General features: G+C 43.5%; 14 protein-coding genes. 8 read left to right on the top strand and 6 right to left on the bottom strand.

The features are described from left to right. Positions 1-93: 93 nt before the first annotated feature. The 4 genes from rsmF to ACRRS0_RS11605 are packed head-to-tail and all read right to left on the bottom strand — an operon-like array spanning position 94 to position 5,259. On the bottom strand, positions 94-1,521 hold the full coding sequence (rsmF, locus tag ACRRS0_RS11620; RefSeq protein ID WP_432453047.1) for a 16S rRNA (cytosine(1407)-C(5))-methyltransferase RsmF: 1,428 nt from the start codon (positions 1,519-1,521) through the stop codon (positions 94-96). Between the two features lie 16 nt (positions 1,522-1,537). Continuing rightward, complete coding sequence (locus ACRRS0_RS11615) at positions 1,538-4,147, bottom strand: MlaD family protein (RefSeq protein ID WP_432453049.1); 2,610 nt, start codon at positions 4,145-4,147, stop codon at positions 1,538-1,540. Continuing rightward, positions 4,140-4,742: a paraquat-inducible protein A gene (locus ACRRS0_RS11610; RefSeq protein WP_432453050.1), complete on the bottom strand. Its 603-nt coding sequence runs from the start codon at positions 4,740-4,742 to the stop codon at positions 4,140-4,142. The genes ACRRS0_RS11615 and ACRRS0_RS11610 overlap by 8 nt, the downstream gene beginning before the upstream one ends. After that, a complete protein-coding gene (locus ACRRS0_RS11605) occupies positions 4,726-5,259 on the bottom strand; it encodes a paraquat-inducible protein A (protein WP_432453051.1) in 534 nt (177 codons plus the stop codon). Before ACRRS0_RS11605 ends, ACRRS0_RS11610 begins: the two co-directional genes overlap by 17 nt. A gap of 203 nt (positions 5,260-5,462) precedes the next feature. On the opposite strand from ACRRS0_RS11605, the gene ACRRS0_RS11600 reads away from it, so the two are divergent. From ACRRS0_RS11600 to prc, 4 genes are all read left to right on the top strand, one after another. Then, positions 5,463-5,726 carry a YebG family protein gene (locus ACRRS0_RS11600; protein WP_432453053.1) on the top strand — a complete coding sequence of 88 codons (264 nt, stop codon included), beginning with the start codon at positions 5,463-5,465 and terminating at the stop codon, positions 5,724-5,726. 3 nt (positions 5,727-5,729) lie between these two features. Next, positions 5,730-6,209 (top strand): GAF domain-containing protein, encoded by a 480-nt coding sequence (locus ACRRS0_RS11595; RefSeq protein ID WP_432453054.1) that lies wholly within the window; start codon positions 5,730-5,732, stop codon positions 6,207-6,209. Positions 6,210-6,290: 81 nt separating this feature from the next. Beyond that, the gene (proQ, locus tag ACRRS0_RS11590) at positions 6,291-6,920 is read left to right on the top strand and encodes an RNA chaperone ProQ (protein ID WP_432453055.1); all 630 of its coding nucleotides are present in this window, start codon (positions 6,291-6,293) and stop codon (positions 6,918-6,920) included. Positions 6,921-6,947: 27 nt separating this feature from the next. Beyond that, a complete protein-coding gene (gene prc / locus ACRRS0_RS11585) occupies positions 6,948-8,960 on the top strand; it encodes a carboxy terminal-processing peptidase (RefSeq protein ID WP_432453056.1) in 2,013 nt (670 codons plus the stop codon). Between the two features lie 62 nt (positions 8,961-9,022). Here the strand turns inward: prc and ACRRS0_RS11580 are convergent, their stop codons facing one another. After that, on the bottom strand, positions 9,023-10,957 hold the full coding sequence (locus ACRRS0_RS11580; RefSeq protein WP_432453057.1) for an exoribonuclease II: 1,935 nt from the start codon (positions 10,955-10,957) through the stop codon (positions 9,023-9,025). 131 nt (positions 10,958-11,088) lie between these two features. On the opposite strand from ACRRS0_RS11580, the gene cobO reads away from it, so the two are divergent. Both cobO and ACRRS0_RS11570 read left to right on the top strand, forming a co-directional pair. After that, entirely contained in the window at positions 11,089-11,685 is a 597-nt protein-coding gene (cobO, locus tag ACRRS0_RS11575; protein WP_432453058.1) for a cob(I)yrinic acid a,c-diamide adenosyltransferase, read from the top strand. 188 nt (positions 11,686-11,873) lie between these two features. Continuing rightward, positions 11,874-13,157, top strand: coding sequence for a serine dehydratase subunit alpha family protein (locus ACRRS0_RS11570; RefSeq protein ID WP_432453059.1), 1,284 nt, complete (start codon positions 11,874-11,876; stop codon positions 13,155-13,157). Here the strand turns inward: ACRRS0_RS11570 and ACRRS0_RS11565 are convergent. Then, complete coding sequence (locus ACRRS0_RS11565) at positions 13,154-14,071, bottom strand: LysR family transcriptional regulator (RefSeq protein WP_432453060.1); 918 nt, start codon at positions 14,069-14,071, stop codon at positions 13,154-13,156. The two genes, ACRRS0_RS11570 and ACRRS0_RS11565, sit on opposite strands and share 4 nt — an antisense overlap. A gap of 111 nt (positions 14,072-14,182) precedes the next feature. On the opposite strand from ACRRS0_RS11565, the gene ACRRS0_RS11560 reads away from it, so the two are divergent. Beyond that, on the top strand, positions 14,183-15,640 hold the full coding sequence (locus tag ACRRS0_RS11560) for an NAD-dependent succinate-semialdehyde dehydrogenase (RefSeq protein ID WP_432453061.1): 1,458 nt from the start codon (positions 14,183-14,185) through the stop codon (positions 15,638-15,640). Between the two features lie 17 nt (positions 15,641-15,657). After that, a complete protein-coding gene (gene gabT, locus ACRRS0_RS11555; RefSeq protein WP_432453062.1) occupies positions 15,658-16,938 on the top strand; it encodes a 4-aminobutyrate--2-oxoglutarate transaminase in 1,281 nt (426 codons plus the stop codon). The last annotated feature ends 295 nt before the right edge of the window (positions 16,939-17,233 follow it).

Raw genomic sequence — 17,233 nt, 5'->3', positions numbered from 1 at the left:
CCTCGTTATCGGCAGATTTATTGTGCGCAATAAGTTACTCATATGATGAATCAGATTGGTATAAGTCTAGCTGTCAACACTGACTTTGCAAACTCAATATAGGCCTTTGTCTTTGACCAATTCTCGCGGGTAAGCATTCTTAATTTTGTTGCGGATCCACTTTCCTAAACCAATCACTTGGTCTTTATAAATTAAGGCTACTTCACCACGATTACTATTTGGGTAGGCGATATCTTTTCCCTGATAAAAGTGATGTGCTTGCTGTTCATCAAGTGTGACCGTATTTTTCCCGATCAAAGCGCCTAAGCTGGTGATCGCATCATGGCTGGTTCGAAAACCTTGCTTGAATGATTCGGCAAGCTTTAGACCAACTCGTTCAAAACGCATTTCATCCTTTATGGCTAAGAACGTATCGGGGATTAACCAATAGCTGTCGCCCTTTATAAATACGCTATAGGATTCTGGCAGACTTAAAGCAAAACCATCCGTAAAGTGCCGTTTAATCGCTTGGCATTGTTTGGTATTGGCTTTATGGTAAGTAAAACCCTTAATATTTTTTTGTATTTTCTCTGCTGACAATCCATGCGTTGTTTTACGCAGGGCTGCAACAAAGAAGCCTTCACTATCGAAATATTGCGGCCATATATGCAAGTAACCTTCCTCGGTTAAGGCTCGCTCAGCACCGGGAAATAAATCGGCAAGTTGAAGTGGGGCTAACTGCTTCGGATATTCAGACATCAAGCGGGAGATAACTTGCTGGTTTTCTTGTCGATTGAGGGTGCAGGTGGAATATACCAATAAGCCTTCAGGCTTCAAAGCAAACAGAGCACTTTCCAAGAGCTTAAATTGTAAGGCGGAGATCTCGCTCAGGTGCTGTTCACTCCAGTTTTCTAAGGCTAAGGGATCTTTTCTTAAGGTGCCTTCACCAGAGCATGGTGCATCCAATAAAATGGCATCAAATTTTTCAGGCATCCACTGGCCAAATACTTCCGCGCTAAAGTGAGTGATAGCAGCGTTATTTACACCACAGCGTAATAAGTTTGCACTAAGCACTTTAATTCGACTAGCTGAAAACTCATTGGCAATGATGACGCCACAACCGTTGAGCTGAGCGGCAATTTGAGTGGTTTTTGACCCTGGGGCGGCGGCGGCATCCAAAATGAGGCTGTCGTCTTGTCCTTGGTAAAAATTAAACAAAGCACTCACTGGCAACATCGAGCTTGCTTCTTGGATATAAAATAGCCCGGCCATATGTTCAGCAGTATTACCTAAAGAAACACTGTCTTCTGCACGATCGATCCAAAAGCCTTGTTCACACCAAGGAATAGGCTGCAATTGCCAATCAAGTTGGTCTGCAAGGCTGATAAATGCCGAGACCGATATTTTTAAAGTATTGACTCGAATACTCTTGCGCAAAGGTTGTTGGCATATGTCTTTAAAGCTTGCCAAACTCAAATCGTTAGGTAGATCTTGTTCAATACGCGAAATGAACTGGCTGGGAAAGTTAATCGTTTTCGACAAAATAAATAGATTTCAGTTAAGGTTGAATTGATGGGCTCCATTGTAGCCATTTTTCATCATAAGTGGACTGCAATTCAAACTTATCTTCGTTTGCGGCTGCTTTCGCTAAGGGCAGTTTATCTGGAGTTGCAAAAGCAATCCCCCCACTGAGTAGTGTTTCCATTGAATCCACTCGAATGTCTGCGCCACTTAAACCCAGTTTCACATCGATACCGGATGCATTCCAAAAAAGGCTATTGGCTCTCACTAAGTGACGATATTTAGAGTTTATCTTCAGTCTAGCCATGATTTTAGAACCATCAAGGCTTAACTTAGCTGCATCGACTTTACCCACCTGGTATTGCTTATATAACACTGGGCTACCAACTTTCAAAGAACCAAAGTGGCTAGCACTAAGCCACACAATCAAGGCCTTACGATCGGTATTGGGTTGCTGTTTATGTAAACTAAATTCTAGCCTAGGCTGACCTTTGCCAGGTAAGGCACTGATAAAGTCACCTTTTACTAGCGTGTCTAAGTTTTTAACAGAAGAAAGGCTGAGCTGTGCACTCTCTTGCCAATAGAGGCTACCAGTTCGAGCAAAATTACGATAATAAGGATAATCAAGTTCAGCTGTTGCGGTTAATCCGCTGAGCGAATCGTCAAAGCTTAAATCGACGATTCTTCCAATTTGCTGGCCTTGGTATTTTATTGGCATATGCCGGCGTAAACCTTGAGCATCTTGACTATGCAGCTTGATGGTCAGTTGTCGTTTGGTCGCAGATTGCTTATCTTTGTGGACTATTCTCTGGGTTTCTTTGGCTAATTGATCAAACTGGTCAACACTTATTCCGCCAATCATTAGGCTTTTGAGCGACTCACTATTCACTGATAGCCCATCAAGGCTGGCTTGAATTTCGATGCCTGATGCGTGCCAAAAACGGCTGTGGTTGGTGATAAGGTGTCTATATTGCCCTTCAATGATAAGATCAATTTGTAACTCGCCATTCGCGGCCAATTGATAATGGCTCACTTTTCCTATCGGTAATTTGTGGTATAGAACCGGCGAGCCTTCTCCAAGTGAGCCCAATTCTTCAGTCATTAAACGTAACTTAAGCGCCGGTTGCGATTTCTCTTTAGAAAGTTTCGCAGCTTGTTGGTTTGGGTAGAGAGTGAATTGTTTTTGGGTCGAAGCGGTGGTGCTTGTTCCCGGCATTAAGACAATCGGCGTGTTTAAAAAACCACTTAAGCCACTACTTTCCACACTAATACCATTGATGTCAGCTCGCAGAGCTAAGGGACTCTGTAAGTAGAAACGACTATTTTTTGAAACCAGTGATACATAATCAGGCTCAATAAAGGCATCTATCTCAAAATGACGCTTAACTAAACGTATATTACTTAATTGACCAATGCTCAGGCCTTGATAGATAACAGGACTACCAATGGTAAGATCGCGCACGTTATCGCTTAGTAAGCGTAACGACTTACTGCCTAAAGGTGGTTTTACGGTTTGCGATAATCGAAAGCTATTTTGTAGTTCTTGAGGGGAGGGGTCGCTATAGACTTCAATTTGTTTTGCACCGATCAAAGCATCAATATTTTTGAACCCCTTAAGACTGATGTTCGGTTTAATTAGTACCAGTTGTGTGCTCTGGTTAAACAGCCCTTCGTACTTGGGTTCAACTAGAGCTTTGGCCACAAAATCATCTTGGCTACTGTTAGTGTTTATCTCAGTAATGAAACCGACGACAGCGCCGCGATAGAGCAATTTACTACGTTGCGCAATCAGGCCATATTGTTTTGCCATGGTAATTTCAATGACTTTGCCGCGATGGGCCTCTTGCAAGTTATTAAAAAGTTTAAATTGGTGACCCTTGACTGCGACAGGAGAATCTGGGGGGCTATCAAAACTGATCCCGCCCGTAATAACACTGGCTAAACCTTCACTGCTAATTTGCATCCCGTCCAGAGAGATATCGGCTTTAAAACCACTTACATTCCAAAAGTGCGAATTAGTCTTCACTAAATGTGCAAATTGCGGCTTAATCAAGATGTCAAATTCAACTTGTAGGTCATTTTTAAGCTGAAATCGCTGTACATCCCCAACCTTGATCTTTTTATAGTAGATACCGGAGCCGATATTTAAAGAACCTAAATCAGCGGCACTTAGTTTTAAGTTTAAACCTTCCCCACGCACTATATTGGGAGGCTCATTTAGCGCGACAAACTGTTCGGCAAGTTCTCCAGTTCCTGGATTTAGTTCGATGTAGTTTCCGGATACTAAGGCATCTAAACCGCTAATTTCGGTGATTGATGCTTTTGGACGAACTAACCAGAACTGGGCATCGCTAGTAAGAAGACTTTCTGCTTCGCGTTTGATTTCAACTTTTACCACCACGCCCTGAAGTTTAGGACCCAGTTTGACTGACTTAACCACACCGATATCGAGCCCTTGGTAAAATACTTGGGTTTGACCTGTTGTGATGCCTTGGGCGCTTTCGAAAACAATATCAATTTTTATCCCCGCTTCTGACCAGGCCTTAAATAGTAACCATCCGCCGAGTAATACAGCCAAAATGGGTAGCAGCCAAATGGGAGAAATAATTCGTTCTTTTTTATACTCTGCGGTACTAATTTTATTCAATTTCTTTATCCCAAATGAGTCTGGTATCGAAAGACTTCGCAGCAAATAAGGTCAATAGCACCACTGCACCAAAGGCAGTTGCCCCTGCACCCGCTTCCACGCCAACCAAATTATTACGCTCAAATACCGCGATCATAATCGACAATACAAATAAATCTAACATTGACCACTTACCTATAATGTCGATGATCCGATAAATAACAATACGTTGCTTGTTAGTTAAGTTAAAACGGAAATGTAAGCTTAATAATATGACCGCTAAGCCGATGAGTTTCATGACCGGAACAACAATACTGGCGACAAAAACCACAATGGCAATTCCGACCATGTCATCTTTAATCAATGAAGCGACTCCCGACATAATGGTTTCGTATTGCGGAGCCCCCCGAGTAGTCAGCACCGTAATCGGTAATAAATTCGCAGGGAATAGACCGATGGTAGCGGTGATAACGAAAGCCCAACAGCGCTGTAAACTATTCGGTAATCGACTATGCACTGGCATATGACAACGTGGACAAGTCGCCTGTTCAACTGGCATCGTTAATTCGCAATGCCTGCATAACTTTAAACCGAGTTGTTTAGCTGATGTGAACATAACGATCCCAATAATCAGCCGCTCGATAGCGTTGAACCAAATAAGTGGACAAAAACAAGGTGGTACAAATACACCATAGCCCGTAACCTAGGTGGATATCTGCAAAATCAACCAGTTTAACTAAGGCCACTAAAAAGCTGACGATATACACTTCGATCATGCTCCAATCAATTAAGTCGTCTTGAAAGTGCAGCGCGGTAGCCAAACCGGGCGATTTCCAAGCGATTGCGAGGCTAAAAGACGTGTAAGAAACTAAACTAAAAAGTAAGATTGGCGCAATAAAACTGGCAAGAAAAACACAAAAGCCGACTAAATAATGCCCATGTTCCAGCAATAATACCGTGCCACGCAGTATGTTTGCTGAGTTAGGGATCCCTAATACTGTGAAGCTGAGTAGCGGGTAGGTATTGGCGAGAATAACCATGACTAAACAGGCTAAAGAAAGCGCTAGTTGACTTGAAAAACGAAGCGAAGAACCACGAAATAACACCTGGTCACAGCGGGGACAAGTGGTCACTTGGCCAGCCTTACATTGTTGCTGCTTTTCGAGCAACAAGTCACAGCTAGGGCAAATGGACAGCTTTGATATTTCTAAAGAATTCATAGTTATGTATATTAGCTCAACTAAGCTACAGAATACTGCATAATTTTTCTCTCTAGTAGTTTTGTGATTGATGATGCATAATAACCTGTACATAAAAACAGTAGATGGAGGCAGCCGTGGCTGTAATTATTAAATATGTCGTCGAACGTAACGGTGTAGAAAAAATGACTTTTAGCTCAAAAAAACAAGCCGACAGTTACGACAAGATGTTAGATGTCGCCGATCAGCTTACTTTATTAGTGAAACATGCCGATCCTAAAATGAGTGAGGCGCAAGCTGAAAACCTAGGTTACTTCTTGTCTTTGCAACGCAATGCGGTGCAACAGTTATTAAAAGGCCAAGAGTTTTCGGAATCAATGATTGAAGCAGAAGAGGAATAGCGCTTGCAGCAAGTTTCTAGCAGGTATCTAACCCTCGCCAAGCAAATTTCAGCCTTGCTTGATAGAGATTTACCCTATATTTCTAATTTGGCTAATTTTTCGGCCTTGTTATGGATGGAGTTAGAGCATATTAATTGGGTCGGCTGCTATCTCATTAATCAAAGCAACGACACATTGTTGTTAGGTCCTTTTCAAGGCAAACCAGCTTGTAGCTCCATTGTTGTGGGCAAAGGTGTCTGCGGAGAAGCCTTCGCCAAACAAAGCTCTATCTGTGTTCCCGACGTCCACCAGTTTCCCGGCCATATTGCTTGTGATGGCGCAAGCGCGTCGGAAATCGTGGTCCCGTTTCATCTAAATGGTCGACTGATAGGAGTGATTGATATCGATAGCCCACAGCTTTCACGATTCGACGATTCTGATCAAATTGGTATCGAGTATTTAGTTAAAGAGCTAGAAAATAACTTATCAGAAGTGCATTTTTAATGGCTTTTCAATATACCCTCACTATAATAGCCGAAATCAGCCCTATCGCTGTACCAGTAAAGATGTATAAGAAAGGTCATCATGGAACAAACTAATAAACTGAAAAATAGTAAAGAAGTTATTCAATATTTAGCGACTCAATTTCCGCTTTGTTTTTCGACGGAAGGTGAAGCTAAGCCACTTAAAATTGGTATTTTTCAGGATTTAGCTGAACGTCTTAAAGAAGATGAAAAAATCAGTAATACCGTATTGCGCTCAGCTTTACGTCAATACACTTCAAGTTGGCGTTACTTACATGGCGTGAAGGTGGGCTCCAAACGAGTTGACCTAGACGGCGTTGAAGGTGCAGAGATTGAGCAAGAGCATGTTGAACATGCACAAAAAACCTTAAAAGAGAGTAAAGATAAAGCCTTTGCTCACAAAAAGGCGCAAGCAGAAAAAGCTAACAAAGCTAAATTGGCTGAGCGTAAGGCAAAAGCTGATGTAAAACGCAACGAGAAACCCAAAGCCAGTGTTAGTAAACCTGCGGTAGAGAAAAAACCAATCGAGAAAATTGATAGTAAAGATTTGGTTGCAGGCAAAGAAGTGAGGGTATTAGTTGGTCAGACTCCTATGCCTGGGCAGATTTCCGAAGTCAGTAAAGATGGCATTGCGGTCACGCTTAAAAGCGGTATGTTAGTAAAAGTGAAAGCTGAGCATATCGTTGCATAAATTAATTTAGTAGTGAGATAGGTGCCTATGAAATATTCGAGCCGTCTTTGGCTGTTTTTTTTAACACTCTGTTATTCAACATTTTTGTTAGCTCAAACGGCTAATTTAAGCGAAGAAGCTTTACCGACATTAAGTCAGCAAAGTCAACATGCTACAGCGGCTAAAAGGATAAGTGCGCTCTACTCTCGCTCGCATTACCGTAGTATTCCCTTTGACGATGAATTATCGAGTGAGATTTTCGATAAATACATCCAACAACTTGATTACAATCGTAGCTTGTTTCTAAAAGAAGATATTGCTCGTTTTGAACGTTATCGTTATGTTTTAGACCAAGATATTCCAGCTGGCCGTTTGGAACCGCTTTATTCTATTTTTGACTTGTCGCTAAAACGTCGTTATCAGCAATTAGTATATTCGTTGCAGGTGATTGACGAGCAAATGGATTTTAGTAAAGACGAACAGTTTCAATTTGACCGTAGCAAGGCAGATTGGCCAAAAGATCAAGCTGAAGTCAAGGAGCTATGGCGATTAAAAGTTAAGTACGATGCACTAAGCCTTAAATTGGCGGGGCGTGACCACGATAAAATCGTTGAAATTTTAGCAAAACGTTATAACAGCGCGATTAAACGTCTGGTACAAACCTCGAGTGAAGATGTTTTTCAAACTGCAATGAATGCTTATTCTCGCAGTATCGAACCTCACACTAGTTATCTTTCTCCCCGTACCGCCGAACGCTTTCAAATGGAGATGAACTTATCTTTAGAAGGGATTGGGGCAGTACTGCAGGGCGAAGATGAATACACCATTATTCGTAGTTTGGTTCCCGGAGGCCCTGCGGCGCTGAGTAACCAATTAGGGCCAGACGATAAAATTGTTGGTGTAGCACAAGGCGAAGGCGAATTTGTTGATATTATCGGTTGGCGTTTAGATGATGTTGTCGATCTTATCAAAGGACCTAAAGGAACTACGGTTCGCTTAGAAATATTATCTTCTCATGGCAAGGTCGACGGTAAAACTAAAATTGTTGGCATCGTTCGCGATAAAGTTCGTCTGGAAGATCGCGCCGCTAAAAGTGAAGTATTAGAGATTGAAGGAAAGAAAGTAGGGGTACTGAATGTCCCTAGTTTTTACGTTAATCTGAGCAAGGACGCGAGCAAAGAACTGGCTAAACTAGCAGAGCAAAATATTAGCTCTTTAGTGGTTGATCTTCGTGGTAATGGCGGAGGCGCGTTGACCGAAGCCACTGCGTTAACTGGTTTATTTATCCCGCAAGGTCCGGTGGTTCAAGTTCGAGACCAATTGGGACGAATTAGTGTCAATAGCGATACCAGTAACCATGTGAATTACGATGGCCCAATGGTTATTTTAATCGATCGTTATAGCGCGTCAGCGTCTGAGATTTTTGCTGCAGCACTGCAAGATTACGGCCGAGCAATTATTGTGGGCGAACAAAGCTATGGTAAAGGTACTGTGCAACAGCATCGTGGTTTAGGCCGTATTTATGATTTATATGAAAACGAACTTGGCCATGTACAATATACAATTGCTAAGTTTTATCGAATTAATGGCGGCAGTACTCAACATCGAGGTGTGATCCCTGACATTGCTTACCCGGTGGCATTGTTGCCGGAAGAAACCGGAGAAAGCTTAGAGAAAAATGCCTTACCTTGGGATAAGATCAAACCTGCGGAATATAAAGTATTAAGTAATATTCATCCGTATATTGCGACCCTTGAGAAGAAGCATTTAGCGAGAATCAGTCATGATCCTGAGTTTCAGTATATTATTAATGATATTGCCGATTTTCGAAAAGATAAGGATATGGTTGAGATTAGTCTCAACGAGAAAACTCGAGTCGCCCAACGCGATGACAAAGAACAGAAGCAGTTAGTTCGATTAAATGAGCGCTTGACTCGTTTGGGTAAAAAGCCAGTTAAAAGTTTAGATGATGCACCAAAGGATTTTGAAATTGATGACGCTTTTTTAGATGAAGCTGCAGAAATTTCTTTAGACTATTTGGCGCTCAGCAAGAACAGTTAAATATGTAATCCACCTAAAAAAAAGCCAGCTTTTACGCTGGCTTTTGTGTTGATGACAAGCGCTTAATCAGAGAATACAGGGCTAGCCAATATGGATTGTTGCAGCTTTTTAACTTCTATAATTTTGACCTGAATAATATCGCCAATTTTATAATGGTAGCTATCACTTGAGATGGAGCCCATTTCATTATCTATTTTTAGCTCTTCAGCTGATTTAGCTAATTTCCCCTTAGCAATAAACGCAGTGGCTCCACTATCAAGTAAGCGAACATTTAAGCCCCCTCGATTCACATTCGTAATTTCTGCATCTAAGCTGGTTGTGGCAGCTTGTTCACTGAAATATTCACAGTAGAGATAGTTGGCCATTTCTCTTTCTGCAAATTTCTGTTTTTTGCGACAATCGCTTAAATGTTCAGTGAGGGCCTCGGTTAAAGGTGAGTCAACTTGGTCACCTCTAATTGCTGCTTTAATCAATCGATGATTCAGCAAATCACTGTATTTTCGAATTGGTGACGTCCAGGTCGCGTATTTGGCTTCACCTAAGCCAAAGTGGGCTTGACACTGCGCACTGTAAACACTGAAGTTGAAGTGACGCTTTACTAATTGATCTAAAGTCTTATTCCCCGATTGACTAATCTTTCTACGTAATTCACAGAAATAATCCAAGTCATCCAATCGTGTACTGTCGACGCTAAACTCAAACTTTTTCAGTAGTTCAACCAGGCCTTCTAGTTTTTCAACTTTAAAACCAGAATGGCAGGTAAACACCCCGTGACCGAGTCGTTCATCAAGCAATCGTCCACCACATATGTTGGCAGCCACCATCGCTTCTTCCACCATTCGATTAGCACTGCGCCGTGATTGACGAAGGATATCGATGACTTGCCCTTTATGGTCCAGAACAAATTCATAATCAGCCTGATCACCAAATACTGAACGATGTGCAGCGCGCCAATGATAACGTTGTTCGCTAAGTTGATGAAGCTGGCTTAGTGCTTGCTGCAAATCTTCTAAACCATCAAACGTTCCGGTTTCATTATCTATAAAATCGGAAACTTGTTGGTAGTTAAGACGATATTTAGATTCCACAGTCGCCAGATAAAACGTGGCATCATCAAGTAATTCACCGTCCAAGCTAATATTCATTTCACAGATTAAAGCGGGCCGCTGCTGGTCCGCGTGCAATGAGCATTTTTCGTTGGCTAATTGATTTGGCATCATCGGCACAGTACGAGCAGGCAAATACAACGTAAAAGCACGCTTTGCTGCAGCGGCTTCCAACTCACTCTCTGGATTGAAATATGCACTGGGGTCTGCGATAGCTACCTTAAGACACCAGCCATTATCGTGACGCTGAATCGCAATCGCGTCGTCCATATCCTTGGTACTTTCACCATCAATGGTGAAAAATAGCTCATCGACTACGTTACGGCGTGCCTCTTGAGGATCAATGAGTTCAAGTGGCTCTGTAAGATCAGGTTGATCCCAAACTAAACCATGTTTTAGCGTGGTTGCTTTCCAGCGCGCAAAATTGTCATCACTATCGGCAATAAATTCAATGATCTCGACTTGAAACTGCTTATCTCTCAGTGCGTGTTTCAACAAACGAGCGATTACCCAGTCTCCTTGCTTGATGGTGAAATCACTACCTTTCTTCACCCTTGCACTCAAGGCTTGATTAATCAGTGGATGGTCAACGATCACCTTAGTGCGATTATCAACAAACTTGATCCGTGCAACAAAGCTGTCTAGTGCTGCTTCCACTAAAGTTTCTGGCTCAGCGGCTTCTTTGCCATTATTTTCACGGATTGCGGCCTTGATTCGGTCACCATGAATCAGCTGCTTCATCGAAGGAGGCGAAATAAAATAACTTTTTTTATTATCGGTTTGTAGAAAACCAAAATTCTTATCGGTGGCTTTCACCACGCCTTCAACCGTGGGAATGGTCTCTCTAATTTGCTGTTTCAGCTGGGCTAATAGAGGGTTATCTTTAAGCATAAAGGGATCCGTCATACATTGTGCAGGCACTATACCCAAAGGTTTCTAGCTATTCTAGAGAAACAGTACTGGTTTGTTGGCTTTCCCGCGAGTTACACTTACTAATACGATGTCAACTAAATGGATTGTAGATGAGTAAAGACAAGCAAAAACACCAACAGCGCCAACAAAAAATAAAGGAAAACGTTGATGCTAAAGTTGAACAAGCGCAAATAGAACGTGGCTTACTACTGGTGATTACCGGAAACGGCAAGGGAAAATCCACTGGCGGATTTGGCAATGTCACCCGCGCTGTGGGCCATGGTTTTAAGGCGGTAGTCGCTCAATTTATTAAAGGCGGTTGGGACTGCGGTGAGCGCGAGTTGCTGAGTCAACATGGTGTAGAATTTGCGACGATGGCGACTGGTTTCACTTGGGAAACGCAAAATCGCGACTTAGATCGCCAAGCGGCCGAGGAAGTATGGCAGCGTTGTAAACAGTGGCTGACAGATCCGTCCATTTACCTGGTTTTGCTGGATGAGCTCACCTATATGTTGAGCTACGACTACTTGGATGTTGATGAGGTTGTTGAAGCTATTGCGCAGCGTCCAAGAGAACAAACAGTTGTTGTGACTGGACGAGCTTGTCATCGAAAACTCTTGGAAATTGCCGACACCATATCAGAAGTAAAAAGTCAGAAACATGCCTTCGAAAATGGCATCAAAGCACGTAAAGGGATTGACTGGTAGATATTCAATCATCAATTATTTGCGCGAAATGATATTGAGCACTCATCAAAATATAAATTTAAATACTATAAGTTGAGTTAGATTGAGAATTTATTTCTCAATCGTTCTCTTTTATTAGCTAAATCAGCCAGTTTTTTCTAGTGAGTCGAGGTTAACATGGTTTATCAGTTAATCAGTTGGATAGCTTTATGCACCAGTGGCAAGCTTACATAAACCTCGTTCAGTCTCAAGTTGTACCCGCTTTGGGTTGCACCGAGCCAGTTACAGTCGCTTTGGCCAGCGCGAAAGCAAGACAAATTCTTGGTGCCACACCAGATCACCTTAAAGTTAAAGTCACGCCCAATCTCTATAAAAATGGGATGGGTGTTATGGTTCCAGGCACAGGTAAAGCTGGTCTTGCCATTGCTGCTGCGGCAGGAGCTTGTACAGGGAATGCCGATAAGGGTTTGGAGGTACTGGCTGATATCTCCAGTGCCGACTTAGCTGAAGCGAACCAGATGCTCGTGCAAAAACGTGTCAAGATTGAGATGATTTCTCATCCAGATGTATTGTATACCGTTGTCCAAGCTGGTCTTGGTGAGTCTTTGGTTGAAGTGTGTATTGCGCAATCACATACTCATTTTGAATATATCGAAGTAAACGGTCAGCGGAGCCCGCAAGTGACGGACAATGCTTGTGGTGAGCATTTGGCGGTACCACCTTTGCCATTATTAACGCTGTCTGAGATCTATACATTTGTAACTCAGGTCCCGCTTAATCAAATCATATTTATAAAACGTGCCGCGGAATTAAATCGAGCGTTGGCCAGCATTGGGATGACCGGAGAGTATGGGCTAGCCTTAGGAGCAAGTTTACAGCAACAAATTACTCAGGGCTTATTGAGCGATGATTTAATGGGGCGAGCCATGCGTTTGGGAGCCGCTGCGTCAGATGCTCGCATGGGGGGCGCACCACATGCTGCGATGAGTAACTCCGGTAGCGGTAATCAAGGAATAGCAGCGACCATGCCTATTATTGCTTTTGCCGAATTACGCCAACTCAGTGACGAGCAATTTACCCGAGCGCTGATGCTAAGCCACCTCGTTGCTATCTACGTTAAATCCAAACAAAACAAACTGTCGGCTTTATGTGCCGCTACCACTGCATCTATGGGCGCAGCGGCAGGATTAACTTGGTTGTTGGGCGGAGACCTTGCCGCAATTCATCGGGCAATTAATGCCATGGTAGGGGACATCTCGGGTGTATTTTGTGATGGTGCGAAGGCTGGTTGTGCAATGAAAGTCTCGACGGGCGCGGGGAGTGCAGTTAAATCAGCTATTTTGGCTGTCTCGGGAAATACGGTGAGTGCGCAACAGGGGATCGTATTTGATTCCGCTGATGATAGTATTCAACAACTGGGGTTCTTGTCCAAAACCGCAATGTTGCCCACCGACGAAGCAATTATTGCAACCATGCAACATAAACAATTTTAGTTGAATACCAAACTGAGTTTATCCATAGCCAACTGAACCTTCTCTTTATCGTTAGGATTTTGTTTATGCACTAAGCTCAGTTCGAAAGGGTAGCTATATTCCGCTGGTTTTATCAGCCGTATCAATTCTGTTTCTAAATAACCCTTCAGCTCACTCAAAGGCAGATAACCAATATAAGCACCTGAGAGGATCAAGGCCACACGGCTATCAAACTGATAGCCTTTTGCACCAAAATTTAAGGCTTGTAGCTGCGCTCTTCCCATTGGGTTTAGCTCGATGCCGGGATGGATGGCGGCATGCTTGGAGAGTTCTTCGTTATCAATATTACCATCATTCATCGCATATAATTCCGATTGTTCGCTTGCGCATAAATATAAGGATTCACTAAAGACTACTTGGCTCGTCAGCCCATCAATACTTCGATAAGCCGGATAAAAGCCAATGTGAGCCCTATTATTGATAAGGGCAGCTTCAATATTAGCGACCGTATCCATGTTCAGGCAGATACATAAGCTAGGCGCCTGCTGCTTAATTAAGGCAATAGCTTTTCCAATTTTTTGAATACTCAAGCGATCAAGGAGATCGGAGTACAGTATAATTAGCTCACCGGTGAGTGCTTTGCCAAGGTTGTCGACGAGGGCACTAAATTCACTAATACTTGAAAATAACCTTAAGCAAGCCTGATAAACCGTTTGCCCACGCTCGGTTAAAGCAAAACCACTGCGGCCTCGTACGCAGAGCCGCATATTCATGCGGCTCTCTAAGCTAGACATGTGGACACTAATGGTGGAACGGGTAATACCTAAGGCATTTTCTGCGGCAGCAAATCCGCCGTGTTCAACTACCGCTTTAAATACCCGCAATAGACGTAAATCGTATTCGCTGAGTTGTTTGCCATTATTTGGATCGAGCATAGTTTTATCTAATTCAAACTTTAGTTTTATTGTTTGATATTTAACATTGTTTTTACTTGGTATTCAATAACGCTAAATTGTTATTTCAACTTCGTACATGAGGCCAGAGCCATGGATAGAATCATCGACCAACAATTAGTTCGTCATCAGTCTTACATTAACGGCCAATGGATGGCTAGCGAACAGCAGTTTTCTGTATATAACCCGGCCAATCAACAAGCAATAGCTCAAGTAGACGATGCTGGAATTCAAGGCGTGGAGAGTGCGATTGCTGCCGCCAAGGCTGCCTTTAAAGCTTGGTCTAATATGGCAGCTGCTGAGCGAGCAAAACTATTACGTAGCTGGTATCAGCTGATGTTGGAGCATCAAGACGATCTTGCCGCTATTTTAACCCTTGAACAGGGTAAACCTTTGGCCGAAGCCAAAGGTGAAATAGCCTATGGCGCTTCGTACATTGATTGGTTCGCCGAAGAAGGTAAACGTTGTTATGGAGACGTGATACCCGGTCCCGCCTCAGATAAACGGATTGTCGTGATCAAACAGGCGGTTGGAGTTGTGGCGGCGGTCACTCCATGGAACTTTCCAAATGCAATGATTGCTCGTAAGGCGGCTGCGGCACTGGCGGCGGGTTGTACCTTTGTGGTTCGTCCTGCCCAACTCACGCCTTTATCAGCGCTGGCTATGGCCGAATTAGCCGACCGAGCAGGTATCCCCAAAGGTGTATTTAACGTGGTGGTTGGTGAAGATGCGCGCGGTATGGGGCGGGTGCTAACCGAAAGTCCAGATGTTGCCAAATTCACCTTTACTGGTTCAACCGCGGTGGGTAAACAACTGATCGCACAATGTGCCAGTACGGTGAAAAAAGTATCGATGGAACTAGGAGGTAATGCCCCCTTCATTGTATTTGATGACGCAGATTTAGATGCTGCTATTCAAGGTGCTCTTGCGTCAAAATACCGTAATGCAGGGCAAACCTGTGTGTGCGCCAATCGATTCTTGGTACAAAAAGGTGTTTATCAGGCCTTTAGCGAGAAATTGGCCCAGGCTTTAAGTCAACTGAAGGTTGCTGATGGCTTGAGTGAAGCAGCTGTCATCGGTCCAATGATCAGTGAACAAGCGAAACAAGAAGTACACAAACTGGTGACGGACTCGGTTGCGGTTGGTGCCAAGATCCTGTGTGGCGGTGAAGAGCATCCAGCCGGAAAACAATTTTATAGTCCAACAATTATGACTCATGTTAGTAATGACATGCCGATTGCCGCGAATGAAATTTTCGGCCCAGTCGCGCCCTTAATTATGTTTGAAGATGAAGCACAAGCAATCGCACTGGCTAATGATACCGAATATGGTTTAGCGGCGTATTTTTATACACGAGATATTGGTCGCGTTTGGCGTGTTGGCGAAGCGCTTGAATATGGCATGGTCGGCGTCAATGAGGGGATTATTTCTAATGCTGCGGCTCCTTTTGGGGGGGTTAAACAGTCCGGTAACGGACGCGAAGGCTCGCATTACGGCTTAGACGATTACATGGAAATTAAATATTTGTGTTTAGGTGGCTTAAACGCCTAGTTTAGAGGAACTCAGCAATGTCTAATCAATTACTACAACAAAGAAAACAAGCGGTATTCGCTCGGGGTCAAGGTAACGCCTATCCAGTGTTTGTCGATAAGGCACTTAACGCCGAAGTCTGGGATGTAGAAGGCAATCGCTACATTGATTTTGCCACCGGGATCGCGGTATGTAATACCGGTCATTCGAATCCGGCTGTAGTCGCTGCAGTGAAACAACAACTGGATAGGTTCAGTCATACTTGCGTGATGGTGAATCCCTATGAAAGTGCTGTCGCCTTAGCCGAAAAGTTAGTCGAAATTGCTCCTGGCGAGAGTGAGAAAAAAGCGATTTTTGTCACCACTGGTGCTGAAGCAGTAGAAAATGCAGTCAAAATTGCTCGGGCATCTACCGGACGTCGTGGCGTGATTGCCTTTAACGGCGGTTTCCACGGAAGAACCAATCTCACAATGGCGCTGACCGGTAAAATTACGCCATATAAACATCTATTTGGTCCTTTCGCTGGCGATATCTATCATGTGCCTTTTCCGATGGCTGCCCATGGAGTGACCACCGAAGACACTTTAAAAGCGCTGGAAAATCTGTTTAAGGTAGATATTGGCCCACAAGACGTGGCGGCTATCATTATCGAACCAATACAAGGCGAGGGAGGTTTCTATCCTGCGCCTCATGCTTTATTGCAATCATTAAGAGCGCTTTGTGATGAGCATGGCATCGTCTTAATTTTGGATGAAATTCAAACTGGCTTTGGTCGTACCGGTAAGATGTTCTGTTGTGAAGATAGCGGCATTGAACCGGATCTCATCACCATGGCCAAGGGCATTGCTGGCGGTTTCCCGCTTTCTGCAGTGGTTGGTAAGAGCCATATCATGGATGCACCTTTACCTGGCGGTTTAGGCGGGACTTATGGTGGTTCTCCCGTTGCTTGTGCAGCAGGCTTGGCGGTTCTGGAACAAATTGAACAACAACAGCTAGTTAGTCGTGCGCAAATGATTGGTCTGCGTTTTAATGAACACTTGATGCAATTGAAAGCTGACTATCCTCAGTTAATTGGTGAAATTCGTATCTCTGGGGCGATGATCGCTTTAGAACTGATCTGTGATGGCGATCCAGAGTTGGCCAACACCAGTCTGACACAAAAGCTCATTGCTAAAGCAGCCGAGTTTGGTTTGATCTTGCTTGCATGTGGTTACTACGGAAATGTGCTTCGTTTCTTACCTGCGCTTACCATTGAAGACGAAATTGTTGACGAGGGCATGGCTAAGTTTACCCAGTTGTTTCAAGCCGCTGCCGAGTAGCGCATCTCAGCATTATATACTGCTGCCAGTCATTCTCATTAAGCGAACCATTTGGTTCGCTTTTTTTAGGGTTGATAAATCCTATCGCAATGCTGTAGAGAATGAGTTAAAGCAGCGTTAAGTCTTGGTTATTTTCATCACAATAGTCGCCTAGAGTGAGCTTATTCGCTTGCTTAACTCACGGGATGATTGCGAGGTATTTACTTAGAATGCTAAGCTGCACCACACGCCGCGATTAAAATACGTTATCTCTAACCCAAAATGAACCACGCCACACCCATAGCAGCTAGAGTTT

This window comes from Agarivorans sp. QJM3NY_29 (assembly GCF_050870835.2).
GTDB lineage: Bacteria > Pseudomonadota > Gammaproteobacteria > Enterobacterales > Celerinatantimonadaceae > Agarivorans.
This window is presented reverse-complemented; position numbering and strand designations above follow the sequence as displayed.